The organism is Streptomyces sp. NPDC088746 (genome assembly GCF_044751065.1).
Taxonomy (GTDB): Bacteria; Actinomycetota; Actinomycetes; order Streptomycetales; family Streptomycetaceae; genus Streptomyces.
This window is the reverse complement of sequence record NZ_JBIVLA010000001.1, coordinates 1,070,527-1,087,922: the sequence shown is the minus strand read 5'-3', so window position 1 is coordinate 1,087,922 and position 17,396 is coordinate 1,070,527. Positions and strand designations below refer to the sequence as shown.

17 protein-coding genes and 1 tRNA gene are annotated in these 17,396 nt (G+C 62.7%); 15 read left to right on the top strand and 3 right to left on the bottom strand.

Annotated elements, in window-relative coordinates:
* The first annotated feature begins 182 nt into the window (after positions 1–182).
* The 6 genes from ACIP63_RS05145 (at position 183) to ACIP63_RS05120 (ending at position 10,301) form a co-directional block, all read left to right on the top strand.
* The gene (locus ACIP63_RS05145) at positions 183–1,802 is read left to right on the top strand and encodes a DUF262 domain-containing protein (RefSeq protein ID WP_401511566.1); all 1,620 of its coding nucleotides are present in this window, start codon (positions 183–185) and stop codon (positions 1,800–1,802) included.
* A complete protein-coding gene (locus tag ACIP63_RS05140) occupies positions 1,783–2,985 on the top strand; it encodes a type II toxin-antitoxin system HipA family toxin (protein ID WP_401511564.1) in 1,203 nt (400 codons plus the stop codon). The genes ACIP63_RS05145 and ACIP63_RS05140 overlap by 20 nt, the downstream gene beginning before the upstream one ends.
* 592 nt (positions 2,986–3,577) lie before the next feature.
* The gene (locus ACIP63_RS05135) at positions 3,578–3,931 is read left to right on the top strand and encodes a hypothetical protein (protein WP_401511562.1); all 354 of its coding nucleotides are present in this window, start codon (positions 3,578–3,580) and stop codon (positions 3,929–3,931) included.
* A 572-nt stretch (positions 3,932–4,503) separates the two neighbouring features.
* Entirely contained in the window at positions 4,504–5,352 is an 849-nt protein-coding gene (locus ACIP63_RS05130; protein WP_401511560.1) for a pentapeptide repeat-containing protein, read from the top strand.
* Between the two features lie 1,192 nt (positions 5,353–6,544).
* Positions 6,545–8,059 carry a hypothetical protein gene (locus ACIP63_RS05125; protein ID WP_401511558.1) on the top strand — a complete coding sequence of 505 codons (1,515 nt, stop codon included), beginning with the start codon at positions 6,545–6,547 and terminating at the stop codon, positions 8,057–8,059.
* A 967-nt stretch (positions 8,060–9,026) separates the two neighbouring features.
* Positions 9,027–10,301, top strand: a complete 1,275-nt coding sequence (locus ACIP63_RS05120; RefSeq protein WP_401511556.1) for a hypothetical protein — start codon at positions 9,027–9,029, stop codon at positions 10,299–10,301.
* Between the two features lie 1,086 nt (positions 10,302–11,387).
* Here ACIP63_RS05120 and ACIP63_RS05115 read toward each other — a convergent pair.
* The 3 genes from ACIP63_RS05115 to ACIP63_RS05105 all read right to left on the bottom strand — a co-directional run bounded on the left by ACIP63_RS05115 (position 11,388) and on the right by ACIP63_RS05105 (position 12,865).
* On the bottom strand, positions 11,388–11,804 hold the full coding sequence (locus ACIP63_RS05115; RefSeq protein ID WP_401511554.1) for a hypothetical protein: 417 nt from the start codon (positions 11,802–11,804) through the stop codon (positions 11,388–11,390).
* A gap of 60 nt (positions 11,805–11,864) precedes the next feature.
* A tRNA-Ala gene (locus tag ACIP63_RS05110) sits at positions 11,865–11,935 on the bottom strand.
* Positions 11,936–12,412: 477 nt separating this feature from the next.
* Entirely contained in the window at positions 12,413–12,865 is a 453-nt protein-coding gene (locus tag ACIP63_RS05105) for an NUDIX hydrolase (RefSeq protein WP_266717831.1), read from the bottom strand.
* Positions 12,866–12,895: 30 nt separating this feature from the next.
* Between ACIP63_RS05105 and ACIP63_RS05100 the strand changes: the two genes are divergently transcribed.
* The 9 genes from ACIP63_RS05100 (at position 12,896) to ACIP63_RS05060 (ending at position 17,344) form a co-directional block, all read left to right on the top strand.
* Positions 12,896–13,675, top strand: coding sequence for a GntR family transcriptional regulator (locus tag ACIP63_RS05100; RefSeq protein WP_401511552.1), 780 nt, complete (start codon positions 12,896–12,898; stop codon positions 13,673–13,675).
* A gap of 139 nt (positions 13,676–13,814) precedes the next feature.
* Positions 13,815–14,177 carry a hypothetical protein gene (locus tag ACIP63_RS05095; protein ID WP_401511550.1) on the top strand — a complete coding sequence of 121 codons (363 nt, stop codon included), beginning with the start codon at positions 13,815–13,817 and terminating at the stop codon, positions 14,175–14,177.
* Positions 14,178–14,179: 2 nt separating this feature from the next.
* On the top strand, positions 14,180–15,535 hold the full coding sequence (locus tag ACIP63_RS05090; RefSeq protein WP_401511548.1) for an FtsK/SpoIIIE domain-containing protein: 1,356 nt from the start codon (positions 14,180–14,182) through the stop codon (positions 15,533–15,535).
* A gap of 84 nt (positions 15,536–15,619) precedes the next feature.
* Complete coding sequence (locus tag ACIP63_RS05085; protein ID WP_401511546.1) at positions 15,620–15,778, top strand: hypothetical protein; 159 nt, start codon at positions 15,620–15,622, stop codon at positions 15,776–15,778.
* The gene (locus ACIP63_RS05080; protein WP_401511544.1) at positions 15,778–16,440 is read left to right on the top strand and encodes a DUF2637 domain-containing protein; all 663 of its coding nucleotides are present in this window, start codon (positions 15,778–15,780) and stop codon (positions 16,438–16,440) included. Before ACIP63_RS05085 ends, ACIP63_RS05080 begins: the two co-directional genes overlap by 1 nt.
* Before the next feature lie 20 nt (positions 16,441–16,460).
* Positions 16,461–16,655 carry a hypothetical protein gene (locus tag ACIP63_RS05075; protein WP_401511542.1) on the top strand — a complete coding sequence of 65 codons (195 nt, stop codon included), beginning with the start codon at positions 16,461–16,463 and terminating at the stop codon, positions 16,653–16,655.
* 1 nt (position 16,656) lies between these two features.
* Positions 16,657–16,848, top strand: coding sequence for a mobile element transfer protein (locus ACIP63_RS05070; RefSeq protein WP_266717818.1), 192 nt, complete (start codon positions 16,657–16,659; stop codon positions 16,846–16,848).
* Between the two features lie 11 nt (positions 16,849–16,859).
* Positions 16,860–17,015 carry a hypothetical protein gene (locus tag ACIP63_RS05065; protein ID WP_401511540.1) on the top strand — a complete coding sequence of 52 codons (156 nt, stop codon included), beginning with the start codon at positions 16,860–16,862 and terminating at the stop codon, positions 17,013–17,015.
* A gap of 11 nt (positions 17,016–17,026) precedes the next feature.
* Positions 17,027–17,344 (top strand): SpdD-like protein, encoded by a 318-nt coding sequence (locus ACIP63_RS05060; protein ID WP_401511538.1) that lies wholly within the window; start codon positions 17,027–17,029, stop codon positions 17,342–17,344.
* Positions 17,345–17,396: the final 52 nt, after the last annotated feature.

Genomic DNA, 17,396 nt, shown 5'->3' with positions numbered 1-17,396 from the left:
TCCTGCCTGACCGGCTCAACGGATGCGCGATGCCAGACCGTGAGACTCCAGGGAATGCTGAGCCTGAACGGCTGGCCATCGCGGACTGAACTGCGCGCCTGGCTCAGGGCAAACCCACAGGCCGTTCTACTATTCACAAGAGTTCAGATCTGACAGCAGAGGCGGTAGTGGTGGCGCAAGGCATGCAGCAGCGTGTCATGGTCTTTTCCCTGCACCAGCTCGTCGGTGCGGGGCTGAGCGGTCGCTTCCGTAGCTCTTCCTTCTCCAGGCCCATGGTCTGGGGTCCTCAACAGATCGCTGACTTCTTCGACTCTCTGGCTCGAGGATTTCCTGTGGGCCAGCTTGTCGTGTACGAGGGGCCGGCGCCAGAGGAGGAGCTGGAACTGGGCGGCCGCACCATCCATGCGCCGGAAGACTCAGAAGCCTGGATGGTCATCGACGGGCTTCAGCGTCTGTCCTCGCTCATCGGAGCATGGGACGCCCGTGAAAGCTCGCCATACGAACTGTGCTACGACCTTGAGGGGCGCCGTTTCGTTCCCGGGCCCGCCAGCCACCTGTTGATGCTTCCCGTTCCCGTGCTGGTACATGGTGAGCGTCTAAAAGCCTGGCTGAGGGAGCGTCCATTCCTCTCAGAAACCGACCAGAGTCATGTACGCACTCTCTCCCATACCCTCACCAGCTATAGCATTCCCGTGACGGTGGTGATGAGTCTTGCTGACGAGCGATTCGAGCTGTTCCAACGCTTGAATCAGGGAGGATCATCCCTTACAAGAGCTGATATCGATCGCGCGAAGTCCCGGCCCCGATCCAAGCCCCAGGGCTTGCGGGGCATTGTGCAGCGGGTGGAAGGGCTAGGCTTCGGCAGGCTGAGCGAGGAAGCCGCCGCACACTGCGCCGTGGCTTCAGCACCAATGGGACGTGCAACCATGCCAGTGACCGAAGGCGAAGCCTTGGATGCCTATCACAGCATGTCACTCCACGACCGGGAGATCGCAGAGCGGCGGGCACGCCAGGTTCTTAGCTCCGTCGTGGACTACCTGCGCCAAACCGCCCGCATCCCTCATGTCCGCTTGCTGCCACAGCCCCTGGCGCTTCCTGCCGCAGTGCGTCTCTTTGCTCATTGCCGGCGCTCCGCCGACCACGAAGCCCGAGAGCTACTGCGCCGGTGGGTGTGGCGCGCCGACGATAGTTTTCAGATGCATGAGGCTATGCAAGCTCCCGTGGAGCAAACGGCCTTTGATGAAGCACAACGGCTCTTGGCACATACATCTCCGCGAAACGCTCAGCGCTACACATCCAGCCTTTGGGCCACCGATCTCTCCACTGTGCACGGCCGACTCAATGCTCTGGGCATGCTGCATGCCTGGCCCGTCTCCATTACTGCGATTCCCGATCTACGGGTCGATCCGGGTTTTCCTCTGGAAGCACCACAGGTCCTGACGCCATGGTTGGACAGCGGTGCCCCTGCTTTTGCGCCCTTCGTGCCGCACGACTACGAGCCGGAGCTCACGCTAGGGTGCTTCCTCTTGCATCCTCCGGCACCTGCCAATGACCTCAGGCAAGGGCTGCTGGCCCTTTCGTACGAGGATTTCGGATCCCTCGAATATCACTTGTTCGATAAGCGGAGCGTTCGCCTTCTCCAAGATAACCGAATTTTCGAACTTGTCGAGCATCGTGAAGAGGTGCTGAAGCTCGCGATCAACAAACGAATTCAGTCATTTGCCCGGCGGGGATTTCGCGCAGGACGCAAGCCGACGCTAACCGATACATCAAGGGGCCCCGATGGCCAAGAAGACCGTTAACGCTCGCGTACTGCTAGGTGACCGCTATATCGGAACGCTCACTTACAGAAGCGGCCGCTCGGCGTTCCTTTATGAAGATATCGACCCAGACCATCCCATCCTAGGGTTGGCCTTCGAATACGATCCCGATGCCGCAGCGGACGAAATCACCGGCGTGCCTAGCTGGTTCGCGAACCTTCTTCCCGAGCGCGGCTCGGCTCTGCGTCGGATTTACAATCAGCGCCTAGGTCGCAACGCCAATGACTTCCTCCTCCTCGTTTATCTCGGAAACGACCTCCCCGGCGCTGTACGCATCGAGGTCGAAGGTGATCTTCCGCATGAAATGTCGGAGGCACTCGAAGAGGCCGAAGTGGCTGCCCAGAACCAGCCCCTCAGCTTCTCCCTGTCAGGCATGCAGCCAAAGTTTTCCATGCAGCAAGACAGGGACACCTTTCGGCTTCCTGCGACCGGTGAACTTGGCGAATGGATCGTCAAACTGCCTGGCGCCGTCTTGGACGAGCTTCCCGTCAACGAATTTATCGTCATGAGCTGGGCGAAATCTGTCGGTATCGATGTCCCCGACCAACAGCTCGTCCCACTGACCGCCGTTACGGGAATCGAAGACGACTACCGTGAAGGAGGCAGCACCGCCTTCGCTATCCGGCGCTTCGACAGAGGTGTCGCCGGCGGACGAATTCACCAGGAAGACTTCGCACAGATTTTCAACGTGCTCCCCGCAGACAAGGACCACGGACGGCACGAAGACATTGCTCGGATCATCCTTGACAACTGCCCTCAGGATCTCGAAGAGTATGTGCGACGTATCGTCTTGTGTATCGCTGCAGGCAATAATGACGAACATCTAAAGAACTGGTCACTTCGCTACGAGGACGGATATACGCCACGCCTGTCCCCTGCCTACGACATGCTTTCTGCGACGTCTTACAGAGATTTCCAAAGAAAGGGTCTCACCCTGTCAATTGCAGAGCAAAAGGATATGCGCTACATCACCGAAGATCATTTCAAGCGGTTCGCCCTAAACATCGGCGTGGGCGAGGAGCGCGTACTCGGCGTCGTCCATGAAACAGTCACCAAGCTGCACGAAGCACTTCCAACAGTTATTGAAGACATAAGTGCTCCAAATTTCCTGACGACCCATTTGCGTGCTCGCGTGACCCAGCTCCCTCTCCTCCGCGGCATCTGATGGTGAACAAGCTGTCGACGTTAATATTCTCGGCGAGGGTCGCTCACTCGCCACAGCCGCAACTGGCCGACGGTGGTTGTTATCTTCGACTGTCTAAATGATCAGAATACCGACCTGCTGCCGGGGGAGAGTTTCTTCAAGATCTCCGTAGTCGTCACCTGCGGGGCTCTGTACTCAGATCTGCTGGTGTCGTGACGCGTTAGATGGCGGCGTTTTGACTATTGAGCACACAGGAGCTCCGTAAACCCGACGACCTCTTCGTCCCGAAGCAACTTAGGTGGGCGTTCGGCCTCGGGCTGGTGCGTTGCTCACCTGCGCCGATGGTCCGCTGACGTCCGCGCTCGTCCGCCGGTGTTCGTCGGCGTTGTCACGCAGTTAGACACTCAGCCTTGCTCCATCTTCTGTGTGGGAAACACCGGTGCAAGGGCGCTGACGGCCGTCCTACCATGAGTCTGCCTGCGTCGGCCGGCGCGCTGTAGACCCGCAGCACCGGCCCGTTGTGGAGGGGACCAGCCCGTTCGAGCCGGGCCAGGTGGGCTGACATCTGCTGAGCGGTTCGATACGAGGTTCGTCTATGCCTCAGGGAGAGGCCATGGAACGGCAGCAGCTCGAACGGCTGCTGGGTGGTGGCGACGACACGTCGTCGGCCGCTCTCGCTGCACTCCGCGCCGACGCTTCATACGTCGTCTGGGACGGAACGACTTCACCTAAATCACTCGCGACGGTCTACGGGCGCCGACTCCGTCACACCCTTCGGAGGGGCATCGAGACCTCCGGCTTGGCCCGGGCCGTGCAACGCCTCGACCTATACAGCCGACCGGTTCGACTGGGGCAGATCAGGACTGCCGACGGATCGTGGATCTTCATGCTGTTCCTCGACGCGGACGGCAGCACACTGGTGGCGTGCACTGGCGTAAGGCAATCCCAACCAGAATCGGCCTGCTGAACCTGGGCACGGCCAACACGCTTTCCAACTGTGGTGGTGGGCTGCGAGGCCGTGTGCAGCAGCGTTCACCTGCGTTCAAGCCCGATCTGGCGTTGACGGTAGCCAGCTGCTGCTGGACAGCGGTGGACGAATCCGGACGCCGATGAATGAGACGGAAACTGAGACGGTCGGATGATGATGGGTGGCAGGATCCGACCATGCCAATAGACCTGTTGCTGGCCTGGGCCTGTGCACTGTGGTAGAGTTGGCGGCCGTGCCCGTGTCGTTCGAATCGGGGCTGAGGCACCAGGGTTGTCGGTCGGTGCCGCGCCCCTGGGCGGTGCAGCAGCCGTGGTCTGCATCGGGCTATGCGAGCCCTGAAATGGACGTTCCGCTCCCTGGCTGGCTCTGATGCGCTGAGATGAATCATGCGCACACGACAGATGATGTTGCTCCTGGGGGCCGTTGCGGTCGCTTGCGGTGCGGTGTTGCTGGTATGGCGAGGCCCGTGGTGGTTGGACGGTGACTACCTGAGCGAGCAAGACCTACGCTCAGGCTCCGCTGCCTTGGTAACCGGGTTTCGCACGTCTGTCGTGCAGCTCCTCGCTGTCCTGGGAGCCGGCATCGCCCTGCTGTTCACGGCGTTCAACTACAGGCTGACTCATCGTGGACAGGTCACCGACCGCTTCATCAAAGCCCTGGAACGACTCGGCTCTGAGGAGTTGTACGTCCGTATCGGCGGCGTCCTGGCTCTGGAGCAGATCATCCAAGATGCTCCCGACCAGACGGCCCACGCGGTGCAAGTGCTCAACGTGTTTCTCCGCCGCCGTGCCCCCGGCCACCAAGAAGCGACATCGACTGCAGGCCGACGTGATCGCATCACCGTTGCCCGCCAGGCTGCCCGTCGCGGATCAGGATCTGTCGTCTCTTCGACGCAGCGCCCCGACCGCCCGGAGGCTGACGTGGGCTGCGCCCTGCGCGTTCTAAGCCGACCAGAAGTTCGCAAACACATCAGCCCACACCAGAAGCTTGACCTGTCTGTCCTGCACTTTGAAGGTGCCACCTTTGATGAGGCAGACCTCGCTGGAGCTACGTTCCATGGGGCGAACCTTACGAACGTGGGCCTTGTCGGAGCGAATCTCACTGGAGCCTGGTTTATCGGGGCAAATCTCACTCGCGCAGCACTCGTTGACGCCGACCTCACGAGTGCCCTGCTCGATGGAGCCGACCTCACGTGCACCGTTCTTGCCGGGACCAACTGCACTGGGGCGCGGTTCGACGGAGCAGATCTCACCGGCGCCTTGCTCTATGGTGCAGATCTCCGTAAGGCCACGGGCCTTACGGTGGAGCAAGTACTAGCGGCTCGCCTGAGCCCAGCCACCCAGCTTCCCGCTGAGATCGCACAAGATCCGCGAGTCACCGCCCGCATGGTGCTGTCATGAGTGGTGGGGTCAACCAGGCTCTCGCAGGCCACGTATGCGGGTAACGACATGTAGTTCGAGCCTGCGTCCTCATGCCACGTCTCAGGGAGCGCACACATACGCCCCCTGCACGGCCGCCTCACCCCCGGCTGAGTGATCGCGCGCAGACTCAGACCTGCCGAGATGCTGACCAAAACGCTCGCAGGCTACGCCACGAACTCGCTACCGTGAGCCTTGATGTAACAAGATGCTGAAGCACGACCTATTTCGCTCGGATAACCGGCGAGGCAGAGTGGGGGGAATTAAGGTGTCGGCACGGGGTAAACGTCGGAAGCCGAAGGAAGCGGCAGCGCAATCACAGCCGAGACGCGCTGCTAGCACGAACTATGCTAAAGGTGGGATTGCTCCTCCGGTAGATCAAGTCAAGGGCGCCCTATCGGCACGTGAAGCCCGAGTGCCGCCGATTCTAGGGTCCAAGGCAGTAGATAACTGGTCACGTTGGCTCGCATCAACCGGTCAACCATTTGCGTTGCTGCTTTCGCGATTCACCGACTCCTTCACACCGGTTGAAAATGGACGACTGTTCACCCCTAGCGCTCAAGACGTCACGGAACTGCACACACTGGCCCCCGCGGCAGCTCAGCATTTTGCAGAACTCCAATCCTCCCTTTTGAAGGATTTGGAAGAGCTAGTAGGAACCGTGCAAGGCGTGCCTCTCCTTTGCGTCACTACCTTCCTGACGCAATTCAAGGAATGGGGTAGGTACTACGAACCTGACTCCACACCCAACTCGTTGGACCATGAGATTCTGACAGCGGCTGTCGCGCGCCAACGGGACCATGCTGGGCGTTACCCGGGGCCGACAGACCTTTTGAAGTGCATGCGGCTCGTAGCGGAGATTAGGAATGTAGCTCTCACCCTGAGTGAAGCCTATCAACTCAGCTCGAATGAGCTAACTGCGGACGACACGTTGCGCGCAATCACCATACAAAGATGGCTCGCAGTACGAGGTGCCTCGGCACCTCAGTTTGCACGCGCCACTGCCAATGAGTTGGCCAGCGCTTACGGCAGGCGCTTCGTAGACAAGTTGGGCTTCCGATACGCTGACCTTGAGAAAGTAGCGGACTACATACATCAACGGTGGCGCGGCGGACTAAGAGACGCGAACATCGCATGCTGGGACTTCGCCAGCAATGCAACGGGCGGCCGACCCGTGGACGTGGCCAGCGCAACGAGCGAGTGGCGCTACCACTACTACGAGTCTCTACTGCTGGTGGTCCCGGCGGTTCTGAGTGTCCCGATCTCAGATCTGGATGAGTACCTGTCGGACGATGCCGGCAAATACAACAAGCGGGCAACTGCGATCGTGCAACATCTGGGCTCGACTGTAGGAGACTGGGACAAACCCCTCGGCCCACTGGCAGACAACCCAATTCGGACTCGCCCGTTTCTTATTTGGCCACCGGAGGAAACAGCTTCCAAGAAGTCTACTTCGCGCGTCCTACTAGCCAATCCCAACGCTTTGGATGTCGACTCAGTAGCGACCATGGAATCCCTGCTCTCGAGGACTTTCCCTGCTGATTGGTCAGCAAAGAGAGCACAGGTAGTTGACGACTATGCAGTGCACCTTTTGAGTAAACACCTTCCTACCGCCTCAAAAGCTTCAGGAGTCTTCGTACGGGAGACAGATACTGGCTCTGAGTTCGAAATGGATGGCCTCGTGACCACGGGTAGCACCGCCATCCTTGTCGAGGGAAAAGGGGCGCCACTGAAACTTGCCAGTCTACGTGGTGACGTCAGGAGGCTGAAATCTCAGTTCGAAAATCTGATCAGTGAAGCGTGGAGTCAACTACAGCGGGACCGAGAGGCCATATTCGGCAGCTCGGCCCATAAGTATCAGATTGTTCGAACAACGTCAGGCCGGTCTGGACCTCTTATCTCACCGACTCTCACCAACATTGAGAACGTACACTATGTAATTCCCACACTTGACGGGCTCGGAGAAGCTGGAAGCAACCTCGCAATGCTTCACCAGCTTGGCATTTTGCCGGAGGACGCTTCGCCTTGGATCGTCGCGGTGGCCGACCTGGCCCTCGTGGTAGACACTCTCAGGAACGGCCCAGAGTTCATCGCCTACCTCAGATTTCGCGACAAATGGTCGAAGCACCCACGCATTCGCGTTCACGACGAAATTGAGATGCTGGCCATGTTCCTTGAGGGCACCGATGTCGCTTTGCGCGTTAAGGCTGCCGAGAAAGAAAACGGGATCGCCTTTATTTCAGGCGGACAAGCGAGATTCGACGACTACCACGCCTACCTGCGCGGCGACGGTCCTCGTGCGGACCGCCCTGGAAAGAAAATGACGCACCGAGTCCGTAGAGTTGTCGACGAACTCAGTAGAGTCAAACCTCAAGGATGGTTTGACGCAGCGACGGCATTCCTGGAGACGCCCATGACATGTGCGATCGCATTTGATACTCACTGGATACGGTACAACGCACAACTTAATGAAACCTCAGCGCATCTTGCGGGTGACGAAGACGCTTCTATTTTCGTTGCGCGAACAGCTGGCGATTGGGAAGAAATTCTATCGGACGAGGAGATTCTAGATGTCTTGAGTCACCGTGAGATCGTGTGGTTCGCACGCCGCGACCAGAAGGGGAGATTGCAACTCGAATGGGCTTCGCTCGGATCGGCGGTGCACTCATTCCCACGGTGGCGTTTCTAAGTTGACCCGGCACGTAACACTTTGGCGAAGATCGAAAGGGGGCGCCGGATGCCGCACGACGATGTCCCCGACGGGCGGGGCTGAGGGTGCCGCCCAACTCTGCCGCCCCTCGTCTGCGGCCGGCACGTCAAGGCTCGTCGGCCACGCGTACTCATCGCTGGATCAGCTTGAGCGATCAGGGGCTAATAGAGGATGCGGCAGACATCGGTGAGCCGGCCCAATCGTCCTATGTCGGCACCGCTCCGGGCCACCGAGTGCCGCTGCCGTCCGCCAGCGCTGCCGTCACTGTCCCTGACGGCAACACCGGGTGAGCACCGCATTAGTAGTTCGATCCGAGACCGCTCCGAATGTCGTGGTCGACTGGAGCGACGGCCGAACAGGATTGTTGGTGTACGCCACCGTCCGTCGTCGTTGATGTCAGCCGTGGATGTCAGAACCTTCTGATCCGTAGCTCTGTAGGGATCGGCCAGGGTAGGTCATACAGGTTGCCCGAGAGCCGGTGCGGAGTGATGCCGGTTGCTGGGGCTGCCGTACTTCGCCGCTGTACCGCGCGACCACGGAGCCGAGCGTGGTCTCTGGGGCCGCCTCGATCTGTGCACCGCCCGCGTCCCCGATACAACCAACTGGCGACAAGCCACTCCGCGCCAAAGGTGCGGTGGACCAAGGACAAGGCTGGCGCCTCCTGGCAACCACAACAGGGTTCTTCTTCTCGGGCTGGCTCGTGAACCGGCGGAGCAACTGACGTCGCGTCATGCGCATACGGCCGCCGTCATCGTCAGCTTCTCGGTTGCCGCCCTCGCGCATTGGATCGGGTCGCGGCTGATGAAGAACCTTCCTTGGGGCTCTCCCACCGGCGGAGTCGTCGACGGTAAGTCCACCCCGGTGGGTTCCACGATTTGTAGCACTGGTCCACATGTTTTGAGGCATGCTGTATGTACAACATGCCTATCGTCTGTAGACACGCCGGGTGGTCGCTGTGGATTTGATTGGTGAATTCATCGAACGCTACACCAAGGAATACGACTTCTATAACCAGGCGGCTCGCCTGGCCTCGCAGATGTTGGAGGCGGATCTGAGGGCTTCTGGAGTCCGCTCCATTGTTACCTATCGCGCTAAAGACGCCTCTCGGCTGGAGGATAAATGTCGCGGAAGGTTTGATGATAAGAAATACGGGAAAGTAGATGACATTTATGACGATATCGCCGATTTGGCGGGGGTGCGCGTTGCGCTCTATTTTCCTGGGGAGCAGGATCAGGTAGAGAAGGCGATCTTGCGGCTATTCTCTCAACTAGAGAAGAAGAAGGTCTTCCCAGACCTTGAAGCGCGGAAGTCCAACAAAATATTTTCCGGCTACTCGGCAGCGCACTACCGCGTTCAGCTCAAAGAGCACGGCTTGAGCGACGCTGACAAAAGATACGCGAAGGCGCGCATCGAAATCCAGGTAGCTTCCGTTCTGATGCATGCATGGTCAGAAGTTGAGCATGACTTGGACTATAAGCAACTCGGAGGTGACCTGTCCGAACGGGAGCACTCCATCCTGGATCAGCTTAACGGCCTAGTGATGGCTGGTGAAATTTCACTTAGAATGCTACAGGAGGCAGGCGAAAATCGAGTAGCAGGCGAAGAGCGGAAGTTCCTGAACCATTATGAGTTGGCTGCGCACCTACTCAGCCGCGTGAATCACCTAATTGATCAGCCTGTGGGTGAATCTGGCCTTGGGCGCGTAGACGACCTCTTCGCCATGTTGGTAAAAACCGGGAAGCAGACGCCTCAGGGCTTGTCGCCCTACCTGAATTCGCTGCATGAAAATCTGGAGATGCGGCCACTAGCTGAGCAGGTTATCGATTCCCTCCTTTCGGAAGATCCATCCCGGTATGCAGATTATGATTCTCTGCGTGGGGAAGTGCATACGCGCAAGGGTGGAGGAAGCCCAGAGGAAGCCGTGCGACACCGCGAAATTGGGCATTTCCTGTCAAGTTGGGTGGAGCTCGAAAAGGTCCTGAGGGAAATCAACCTCGCTAATGGCGGTGATCCGAATGATCGCATGATCCCGACTGGGCGACTGCTGCGCAATTTGGCGGGATTCGATGACGCTACCATTGGAGAGATCGACCTCCTGCGCCAAGTGCGAAATAGGGTGACCCATGGGCACAACACTCCCTCCATTGATGTTTTGATGGAGTGCACTCAGAGAATCAATGAAGTCACCAAGAGACTTAAAGGGCCCGGAAATATCGGTTGAGATGCATGTAGCCTTGGCGGCTCCGACCCCGACTCCGACTCCGTGCGACTGCACTCATTGCTCTGTTACCGTCGCCTGATGGCTGATCTTGCTGGATGGCTGCAACTCCTTGGTGCGGGCAGCGTTGGTGGCGTTGTAGGCCAATACGTGAGTGCGAGCCCCGAACGCCGTAAAGCTCGTGCTGACGTTCGGAGCGCTATGACGGAACTGGATGAGCTTGTTTGGCGTGCAGAAGACCCCGAGGCCTGGCCTCGGCTCCGGAGGGCCCTGCACGCATTCGAATCAGCCTCCATGATCGCCGGGGTGTCTCGTGACCTATCGAATTGGTACGTAACTACGAGGTCTGCCTTCTACAGGCAGAGTCGTCGTAACTACGAGCGGCACGGCGGCCCCGACGAGGGGGGTGGGTGGCTGGAATCCCATCATCTGCAAGGCCTGAACGAGGCCGCCGAGATGATCTACCAAGCTCTGTGGCATCCTCAGCGGTCCCGGTGGTTCCGGAAGAGGCGACTTGCGGCAGCCAAGGACCGGACGCGTAAGGCTGTAGCAGACTCGGCGGAGCTCTTGCGCGATCTAGATAGAGCCGATGGGCCAGTCTGATCGCCCCTGTGGCTGGGCGGGCGGGCTTTGGAGTCTAAATGACCGAGTCAAGGTAACGGGCGCCAGCCGACGGTGTGGCTGGCGCCCGTGTAGGCCAGGTCCTGGAAGTATGGTCTGATCCTTATCAGGTCGATCACGGGGGGCCATCGACGTAGGTCGACCGGCTGGAATCCTCGGCTGATCGGTCGTCGACGTTCGGCACCGATCGCGGTTGTCCGTGCCTGTTGGTGTCAGCCGCTGGTGTCAGACATCAACGAGCTTCTTGACGTTTTGCCTGACAGAACGACGCCCAATCGACGCCGGTGTCATTCGGTTTCGTCGGACACGGCCCTGGGATCAGTCTCCGCGCGCCGACGTCGGATTCGCTGGGCCGCTGCGCCTACCAGACTGATGAAGGCTCCACTGAGGATGTTAATAGAGAGATCGCGAACGAGTGACCACACGTGGGCGTAGATGCGCCATGGGGCCGGCCGCGCATCGCACTCCTCACACGCACAGTCCGAACGAAGATTGGCAGAACGCTGGCTCAGCCCCGGCCCGAAGCAGACGCCAGCGAGAAGGCGACGTTGCGCCTAGCTCGCTGGATTCCGGGGTCTGGCTCTGTGCGAGGTGATGGTGAAGCGAGACGCCTAGTGATTGGCCTCTGGTTCGCTCGCGGTGGGCGATTGAGTCGATCACCTGGCATTGCCGTTGCGCTGCGGTGCGCACCTTCGTGATCACAGACCAACGGGAAAACGGGACACGCACTCTGTACTGCGGGACCGTGACCAGGTTTGCGCACTCCAAAGTGGTGAACAGCAAGTCACACGCGGAGCACCTGCGGCGACGCCTGATCGTCGATCCGTGATCACTCACTTCGGCAACAACGACACATGTTGTAGCGGCACAAGAGGGGCAGCGCATGAGCGACACCCCTTCCCTAGACGTTGACGGAGGCGGGGTACGTGTGATCCCCGCCTCCTGTGGGCCTGGCGGGACTCGAACCCGCGACCTGCCCTTCGCGAAAGGGCTGCTCTATCCACTGAGCTACAAGCATTCAAGTTGTAGCCCACGAAGGGGATTTGAGGCAAATCGGGAATCTAAACGATCACGACATAGACTCCCGCAACCCACCACCTTCCTCAGCTCCCATCCCGTCCGCCGTCAACCCACACACCGTGGAGCGGGCGTGGTTTATGGCGTCCAGGTGGAGCGCGCCACTGTACGAACGACCTGGACGCCATGGGCCGCGTCTGCTCGGCTTCGCCTGGGTCGACGGTGGACGGGATGGGAGCTCCCCGCGCACGCCACTTCGGGCCCGCAGTCGGGAACGGCGCCCCCTCCATCCCGGTGCTGGCCGATCCCCCGCCGGAGGCATCGCTTTGGCCCGAGGGCAACTTCCTCGTTTCTGCCCGCATACACGTAGCGCGCCGCCGGGGCGCGGCCAGCCGGGGCGCAGACAGGAGGCAGGCCGCGCCGCAGAGGCGGCGCGCGCCCGCGCTTGCGCGGGCCTTGATGATGGAGAGAAAGTCTTATCCCGCTGGGATGAGGTGCTTGCCGTCGTGGCTCCGTACATGCGGGCCGTTGCCGTCCAAGGCGTCCAGGAACCTGATGGCGAAGGCTTCGGACATGCGCTCGGTGACCTCGTCGGGTGTGAGCCATGAGACCGCGGTGGACTCGCTGGAGGTGCGTTCCGTGCCGCCTGAGGGCTTGCAGCGGAAGACTAGGGCGACGACTCCGCGGGTCATGTTCTTGTAGACGCCGGTGAGTTCGTCCACCTCGACGTGGATGCCTGTCTCCTCCAGGACCTCGCGGGTGACGCCGGCCTCTGGGGTCTCGTCGAGTTCGAGGATGCCGCCGGGGAGCTCCCAGGTGCCGTTGTCAGCTCGGCGGATCGCCAGGAGGCGGCCGTCCTCGCGCACCACCACTCCCGCTACGGACACGGAGTGCAGGGGAGGCGGTGTCGCTTCCTGTGGTTGACTCATGTAGAGGAGCTTAGGAGGCAGAGAAGGACTATGGGAACTGCTGCTGGAGGGGGCACGGCCGGGCCTCGGTACGTGCAGATCGCAGAAGAGATCGTGCAGCAGATCCGGGCGGGGGTTCTGAAGCCTGGTGGCATGGTGCCGAGCGAATCCGAGCTGGTGGATCGCTACGGCGTGTCGGGCGGGACGATCCGTAAGGCGATGGCCGAGGTGCGGGCGAGTGGACTCGTCGAGACCCGGCATGGCAAGGGCTCGATCGTGAAGAACCGGCCTCCTGTGCGGCACCGCTCCTCCGACCGCTTCCGGCGCTCGCTCCGGCAGGGAGGACAGGCGGCCTACCTTGCCGAGTCCGCGCAGTCTGGCGCCACCGCAAAGGTGAGCGTCCTCTATATCGGGCCCATGGAGGCTCCCGAGGACGCCGCCCAGCGGCTGGGTGTCCCTGCCGGTGAGCAAGTGCTGGCCCGCCGGCGTCTCTACTTCCGCAATGGCGTTCCGGTCGAGACTGCCACGTCCTACCTGCCGTGGGACGTCGTGAAGGAGATCCCGGAGCTGTTCGCCGAGAACCCCGGTGGTGGTGGCATCTACGCCCGGCTCGAAGACCACGGACACGAGTTCGCGGAGTTTGTCGAGACGCTGCAAGCGCGGCCGGCCTCGAAGGCAGAAGCCTCGGAGCTTGCGCTGAGCCCGGGTGCCGCCGTGATTCATCTGATCCGGGAAGCCCGTACGACTGCGGGTCTCGTGGTCGAGGTGTGCGACACGCTCATGGCGGCTGACCAGTTCGTCTTCGAGTACCGCATCCCTGCCGACGACTGACGCTCGCTCAACTCCTCACAGCCCGTCGCGAGTTCTTCTACGCGGCGGGTTGACTCATGTACAGGAGTGATGCACTCTTCTCCATGTCACTCATGTACATGAGTGGCGGAGTTCAGCATCTATAGAGGAGTACTTCGCTATGCGTCAGATTCCCGTCGACACCTCCGCCGCGATCGTGATGGTCGCCAAGACCCCGCAGCCCAAGGTCAAGGACCGCCGTACGGGCGAGATCGCCATGGACATCGAGTCCGGCTCGAAGCTGATGACGGTCGACGTGATGTTCGCGGTGAACGAGGAGGTGGAGATCCTGTCCATCACCGTCCCGGAGCCCGGGATCAGCGGTGAGCTGGCCATGGGCACGTCGGTCGCGCTCACCGGCCTGCTTGCCCGGCCCTGGGAGAACGACTTCAACGGTCAGAAGCGGCACGGCATCGCGTTCCGTGCGATCGCGGTCACCTCGCTCGCCAACGTCAACGCCGCCGCAGGGCCGAAGGCGGCCTGATCATGACCGGCTTCACGGTCGTTCTGGTGCTGGTCGTCGCCGCCGCGGGTCTCCTGCGGTGGCGGCGTCCCGCCTGGTACTGGCTGGCCTTCGGGGTCGCCCTGGCCACGCTGCGGGTCCTGGTCCGGTACGGCTCCGTCATGGACGCGTGCGGGCTGACCGTACCGCCCGCGAGATGGCGGCTCGCCCTGGCATGGGCCACCAACCGCCCTATGCCGGAGCCCCGGCCGCCGCGCATCCTGCGGCTGCGGCCGACTCGCACCAGCCTGGTCTTACGGCTCAAACTGCGCCCCGGACAGGACGCCTTCGACATCGCCGCCGCCTCGGACCGGCTCCGCCACTCGTTCTCGATGTACGGCGTCACCTCGTGTGAGCTGCGATCCGGCGTCGTTGAGGTGCGGATGACCGGCTACGACGTGCTCAAGCGGGTGCAGATGCCAGCCACGACCGAGACCCGGCCCATGCGGGTTCCCGTAGCCCTACGGCAGGACGGCTCGGTGCACTACCGCGACTACCGGGCGATACCTCACGCCCTCACCCTCGGAGCCACGGAATCCGGCAAGTCCGTCTATCAACGCAACCTGGTCGTCGGACTCGCCCCGATGGACGTCGCGCTCGTCGGCATCGACTGCAAACAGGGGGTCGAGCTGTTCCCGCTGGCCCGCCGCTTCTCCGCCCTCGCCGACAACCCCGACACCGCCGCCGAACTGCTCGACGCGCTCGTGACTCGGATGGCAGACGTCTATCAGCTCATCCGTGCCCAGCAGCGGATCACGGTCGACGTGCCGGACGCGGAGATCGCCGCCGACATCTGGGATCTGCCCGACGAACTGCGTCCGACCCCGATCGTGGTCCTGGTCGACGAGGTCGCCGAACTCGCCCTGTTCGCCAGCAAGGAGGAGGAGAAGCGGCGCGACCGCATCATCACTGCCCTGGTCCGCCTCGCCCAGCTCGGCCGCGCGGCCGGCATCTACCTGGAGATCTGCGGACAGCGCTTCGGCTCCGAACTCGGCAAGGGCATCACCATGCTCCGTGCTCAGCTCACCGGCCGCACCGCCCACCGCGTCAACGACGAGACCAGCGCCAACATGGCCTTCGGTGACATCTCCCCGGACGCCGTCCTCGCCGCCATCCAGATCCCGGCCGAGATGCAGGGGATCGCCATTGCGGGTGACTCCTCCGGCGGCTGGCACCGCATCCGGGCTCCGCACACCTCGCTCCGCCAAGCCGTGAACCTCTGCAACCGGCACGCCGACCGGACCCCGGCCCTGCCCGAACTGGCGCCGTTCCGACCCGCCCTCGCCGGACCCGCCGCCGCTCCCGTGCTGTCGGTCAAGCCTTCTCCGGCCACCGCCTGACTCGCTCGTCCCTTCGGCCGACGTGACCGCCCCTCGCGCCGAGTCCCTACCCCCGCCATGCCTGATGAAGGGAGAACCCGCGTCATGTGCCCCGACTGCGAGGACTTCGCCCGCACCGTCCTGCTCCTGGGCCAGCTCGCCCTCTACGCCGACACCAGCGGCGCAGACCTCGACTTCGTCGACATCGTCAGCCCCTCCCTGGCCGCCTCGCTTCCCGAGCCGCCGACCGGGGAGGAGCCCTGATGGCCGCCCGTCACGTCCTGCGTGTCGACGCCGTCTTGGTCCAGGCCGTGATTGCCGGTGCCCTGTCCTTCGCCCACCTGCACGACTTGGCCGCCGCTGCCGGACAGGACGGCTGGAAGGCCTGGGCCTACCCGGTCAGCGTGGATCTGCTCCTGGTCGCCGCCTGGCGACGCCTCCGCGCTGACGGACCGTCCCGGCTGGCCTGGTCCTGGTTCCTCATTGCCTTGTTCGCCTCCCTCGGTGCCAACGTCGCCACCGCCGGATTCCTTGACCTGGCCGACCCGCCCGCCCTGCTGCGCCTGGGCATCGCCGGATGGCCCGCCCTCGCCTTCCTCGGCGGCACCCTCCTCGCCCACTCCGCCGACCACCGGCCCCCGGATGAGCCGGCACCCGCACCGGAAACCGACTCCGTCACAGACACCGAGCCGGAAGCCGAACCCGTGCCGGACCCGGCGCCCACCCCGGCCCCGGTGGCGGAACCGCCGGCGCTTCCGCCCGCCGACCCGGCCCCCGCGGTTCCCGCCGTCCTCGTCGACCACGCCCGCAAGGTCGCTGCCGACTACCGCGACCGCACCGGTGCCCCGATCGACACGGACACCCTGCGCGCCCGCCTCGGCGTCCCGCCGCACCTCGCCGACGCCATCGCCGCCCAGCTCACCTGACCCGGAAGACAGGACGACAGATGACCTCCGACCCCGCCGACCTGACCGCCTCCGACTACCTCGACGGCGCCCGCGAGATGACCGCCGCCGACCGGCCCTACCTCGCCCACCTGCTCGCCGAGGAAGCCGCCCGGCGCACCACCGACCCGGCCACCGCCGCCGGCATCCGTGCCAGATTCCCCGACCCGACCGCAACCCGTGAGGAGACCGACTGACATGCCCGCCCGTGACAACTTCCACTCCGTCATGCGGATCGGCCCCGTGCAGATCGGCACTCACCGCGACCGCAACGGCAGGACCGTGCACGCCGCCGTCTGCACCGCCGACCGCTGCGGCTGGTCCGCCGACTACTCCAGCGGCACCGCCGCGCAGCTCGCCGCCCGCACCCACCGCTGCCGCGTCCGCTAGGAGACAACGCCATGCAGGTCCCGCTCTGGTTCGCTCTCGCCGTCGTCGGCTACCTCGGCTGCAAGCTCTTCCGCCCGCCGCTCTGGCTGGTCCTGGTGCTGCTCCTCGGCGGCTACCTCATCGCCGACAGCCTGTTCGCCCCCGTCATCGACACCGCCATCAAGTAGGGAGCTCCGCCATGCTCCGCCCGAAGATCCCCACCATGCCCACCCCGACCGGGCTCGTCTCACGGCCCGTGATCGCCGAGCCGACCGCCATCACCTCGTGCACCCCGGCCCCGCCTCCGGCGACCGTCGCCCCGGCCCCGTCCCGCCCGGTCGTCCAGCTCACCTCCGGTACCGCCCTCGCCCTCGTCGCTGCCGGAACGGCCGTGGTCCTGGTCCTCGGCGCCGTCCTGCTCTCGCTGTTCCTGGCGGTCGCCATCACCGGCGCGTCCGTCGCCGTGTGCGCCGTCGTCCTGCGCTCCCTGCTCGCCTCTGACGCCAAGCGACGCTGACCGGCCCCCGGGCGGCCCTGATACCGCCAAGCATCCGCCGCCCGGGAGCCGT

Excerpts from the sequence above, each read along its gene's own strand:
- ACIP63_RS05060 (WP_401511538.1), top strand. The coding sequence starts at position 17,027 with ATGCTCCGCCCGAAGATCCCCACCATGCCCACCCCGACCGGGCTCGTC.
- ACIP63_RS05105 (WP_266717831.1), bottom strand. The coding sequence starts at position 12,865 with ATGAGTCAACCACAGGAAGCGACACCGCCTCCCCTGCACTCCGTGTCC.
- ACIP63_RS05075 (WP_401511542.1), top strand. The coding sequence starts at position 16,461 with ATGACCTCCGACCCCGCCGACCTGACCGCCTCCGACTACCTCGACGGC.
- ACIP63_RS05065 (WP_401511540.1), top strand. The coding sequence starts at position 16,860 with ATGCAGGTCCCGCTCTGGTTCGCTCTCGCCGTCGTCGGCTACCTCGGC.
- ACIP63_RS05080 (WP_401511544.1), top strand. The coding sequence starts at position 15,778 with ATGGCCGCCCGTCACGTCCTGCGTGTCGACGCCGTCTTGGTCCAGGCC.
- ACIP63_RS05140 (WP_401511564.1), top strand. The coding sequence starts at position 1,783 with ATGGCCAAGAAGACCGTTAACGCTCGCGTACTGCTAGGTGACCGCTAT.
- ACIP63_RS05115 (WP_401511554.1), bottom strand. The coding sequence starts at position 11,804 with ATGCGCTGCCCCTCTTGTGCCGCTACAACATGTGTCGTTGTTGCCGAA.
- ACIP63_RS05070 (WP_266717818.1), top strand. The coding sequence starts at position 16,657 with ATGCCCGCCCGTGACAACTTCCACTCCGTCATGCGGATCGGCCCCGTG.
- ACIP63_RS05085 (WP_401511546.1), top strand. The coding sequence starts at position 15,620 with ATGTGCCCCGACTGCGAGGACTTCGCCCGCACCGTCCTGCTCCTGGGC.
- ACIP63_RS05090 (WP_401511548.1), top strand. The coding sequence starts at position 14,180 with ATGACCGGCTTCACGGTCGTTCTGGTGCTGGTCGTCGCCGCCGCGGGT.
- ACIP63_RS05145 (WP_401511566.1), top strand. The coding sequence starts at position 183 with ATGCAGCAGCGTGTCATGGTCTTTTCCCTGCACCAGCTCGTCGGTGCG.
- ACIP63_RS05095 (WP_401511550.1), top strand. The coding sequence starts at position 13,815 with ATGCGTCAGATTCCCGTCGACACCTCCGCCGCGATCGTGATGGTCGCC.
- ACIP63_RS05135 (WP_401511562.1), top strand. The coding sequence starts at position 3,578 with ATGGAACGGCAGCAGCTCGAACGGCTGCTGGGTGGTGGCGACGACACG.
- ACIP63_RS05100 (WP_401511552.1), top strand. The coding sequence starts at position 12,896 with ATGGGAACTGCTGCTGGAGGGGGCACGGCCGGGCCTCGGTACGTGCAG.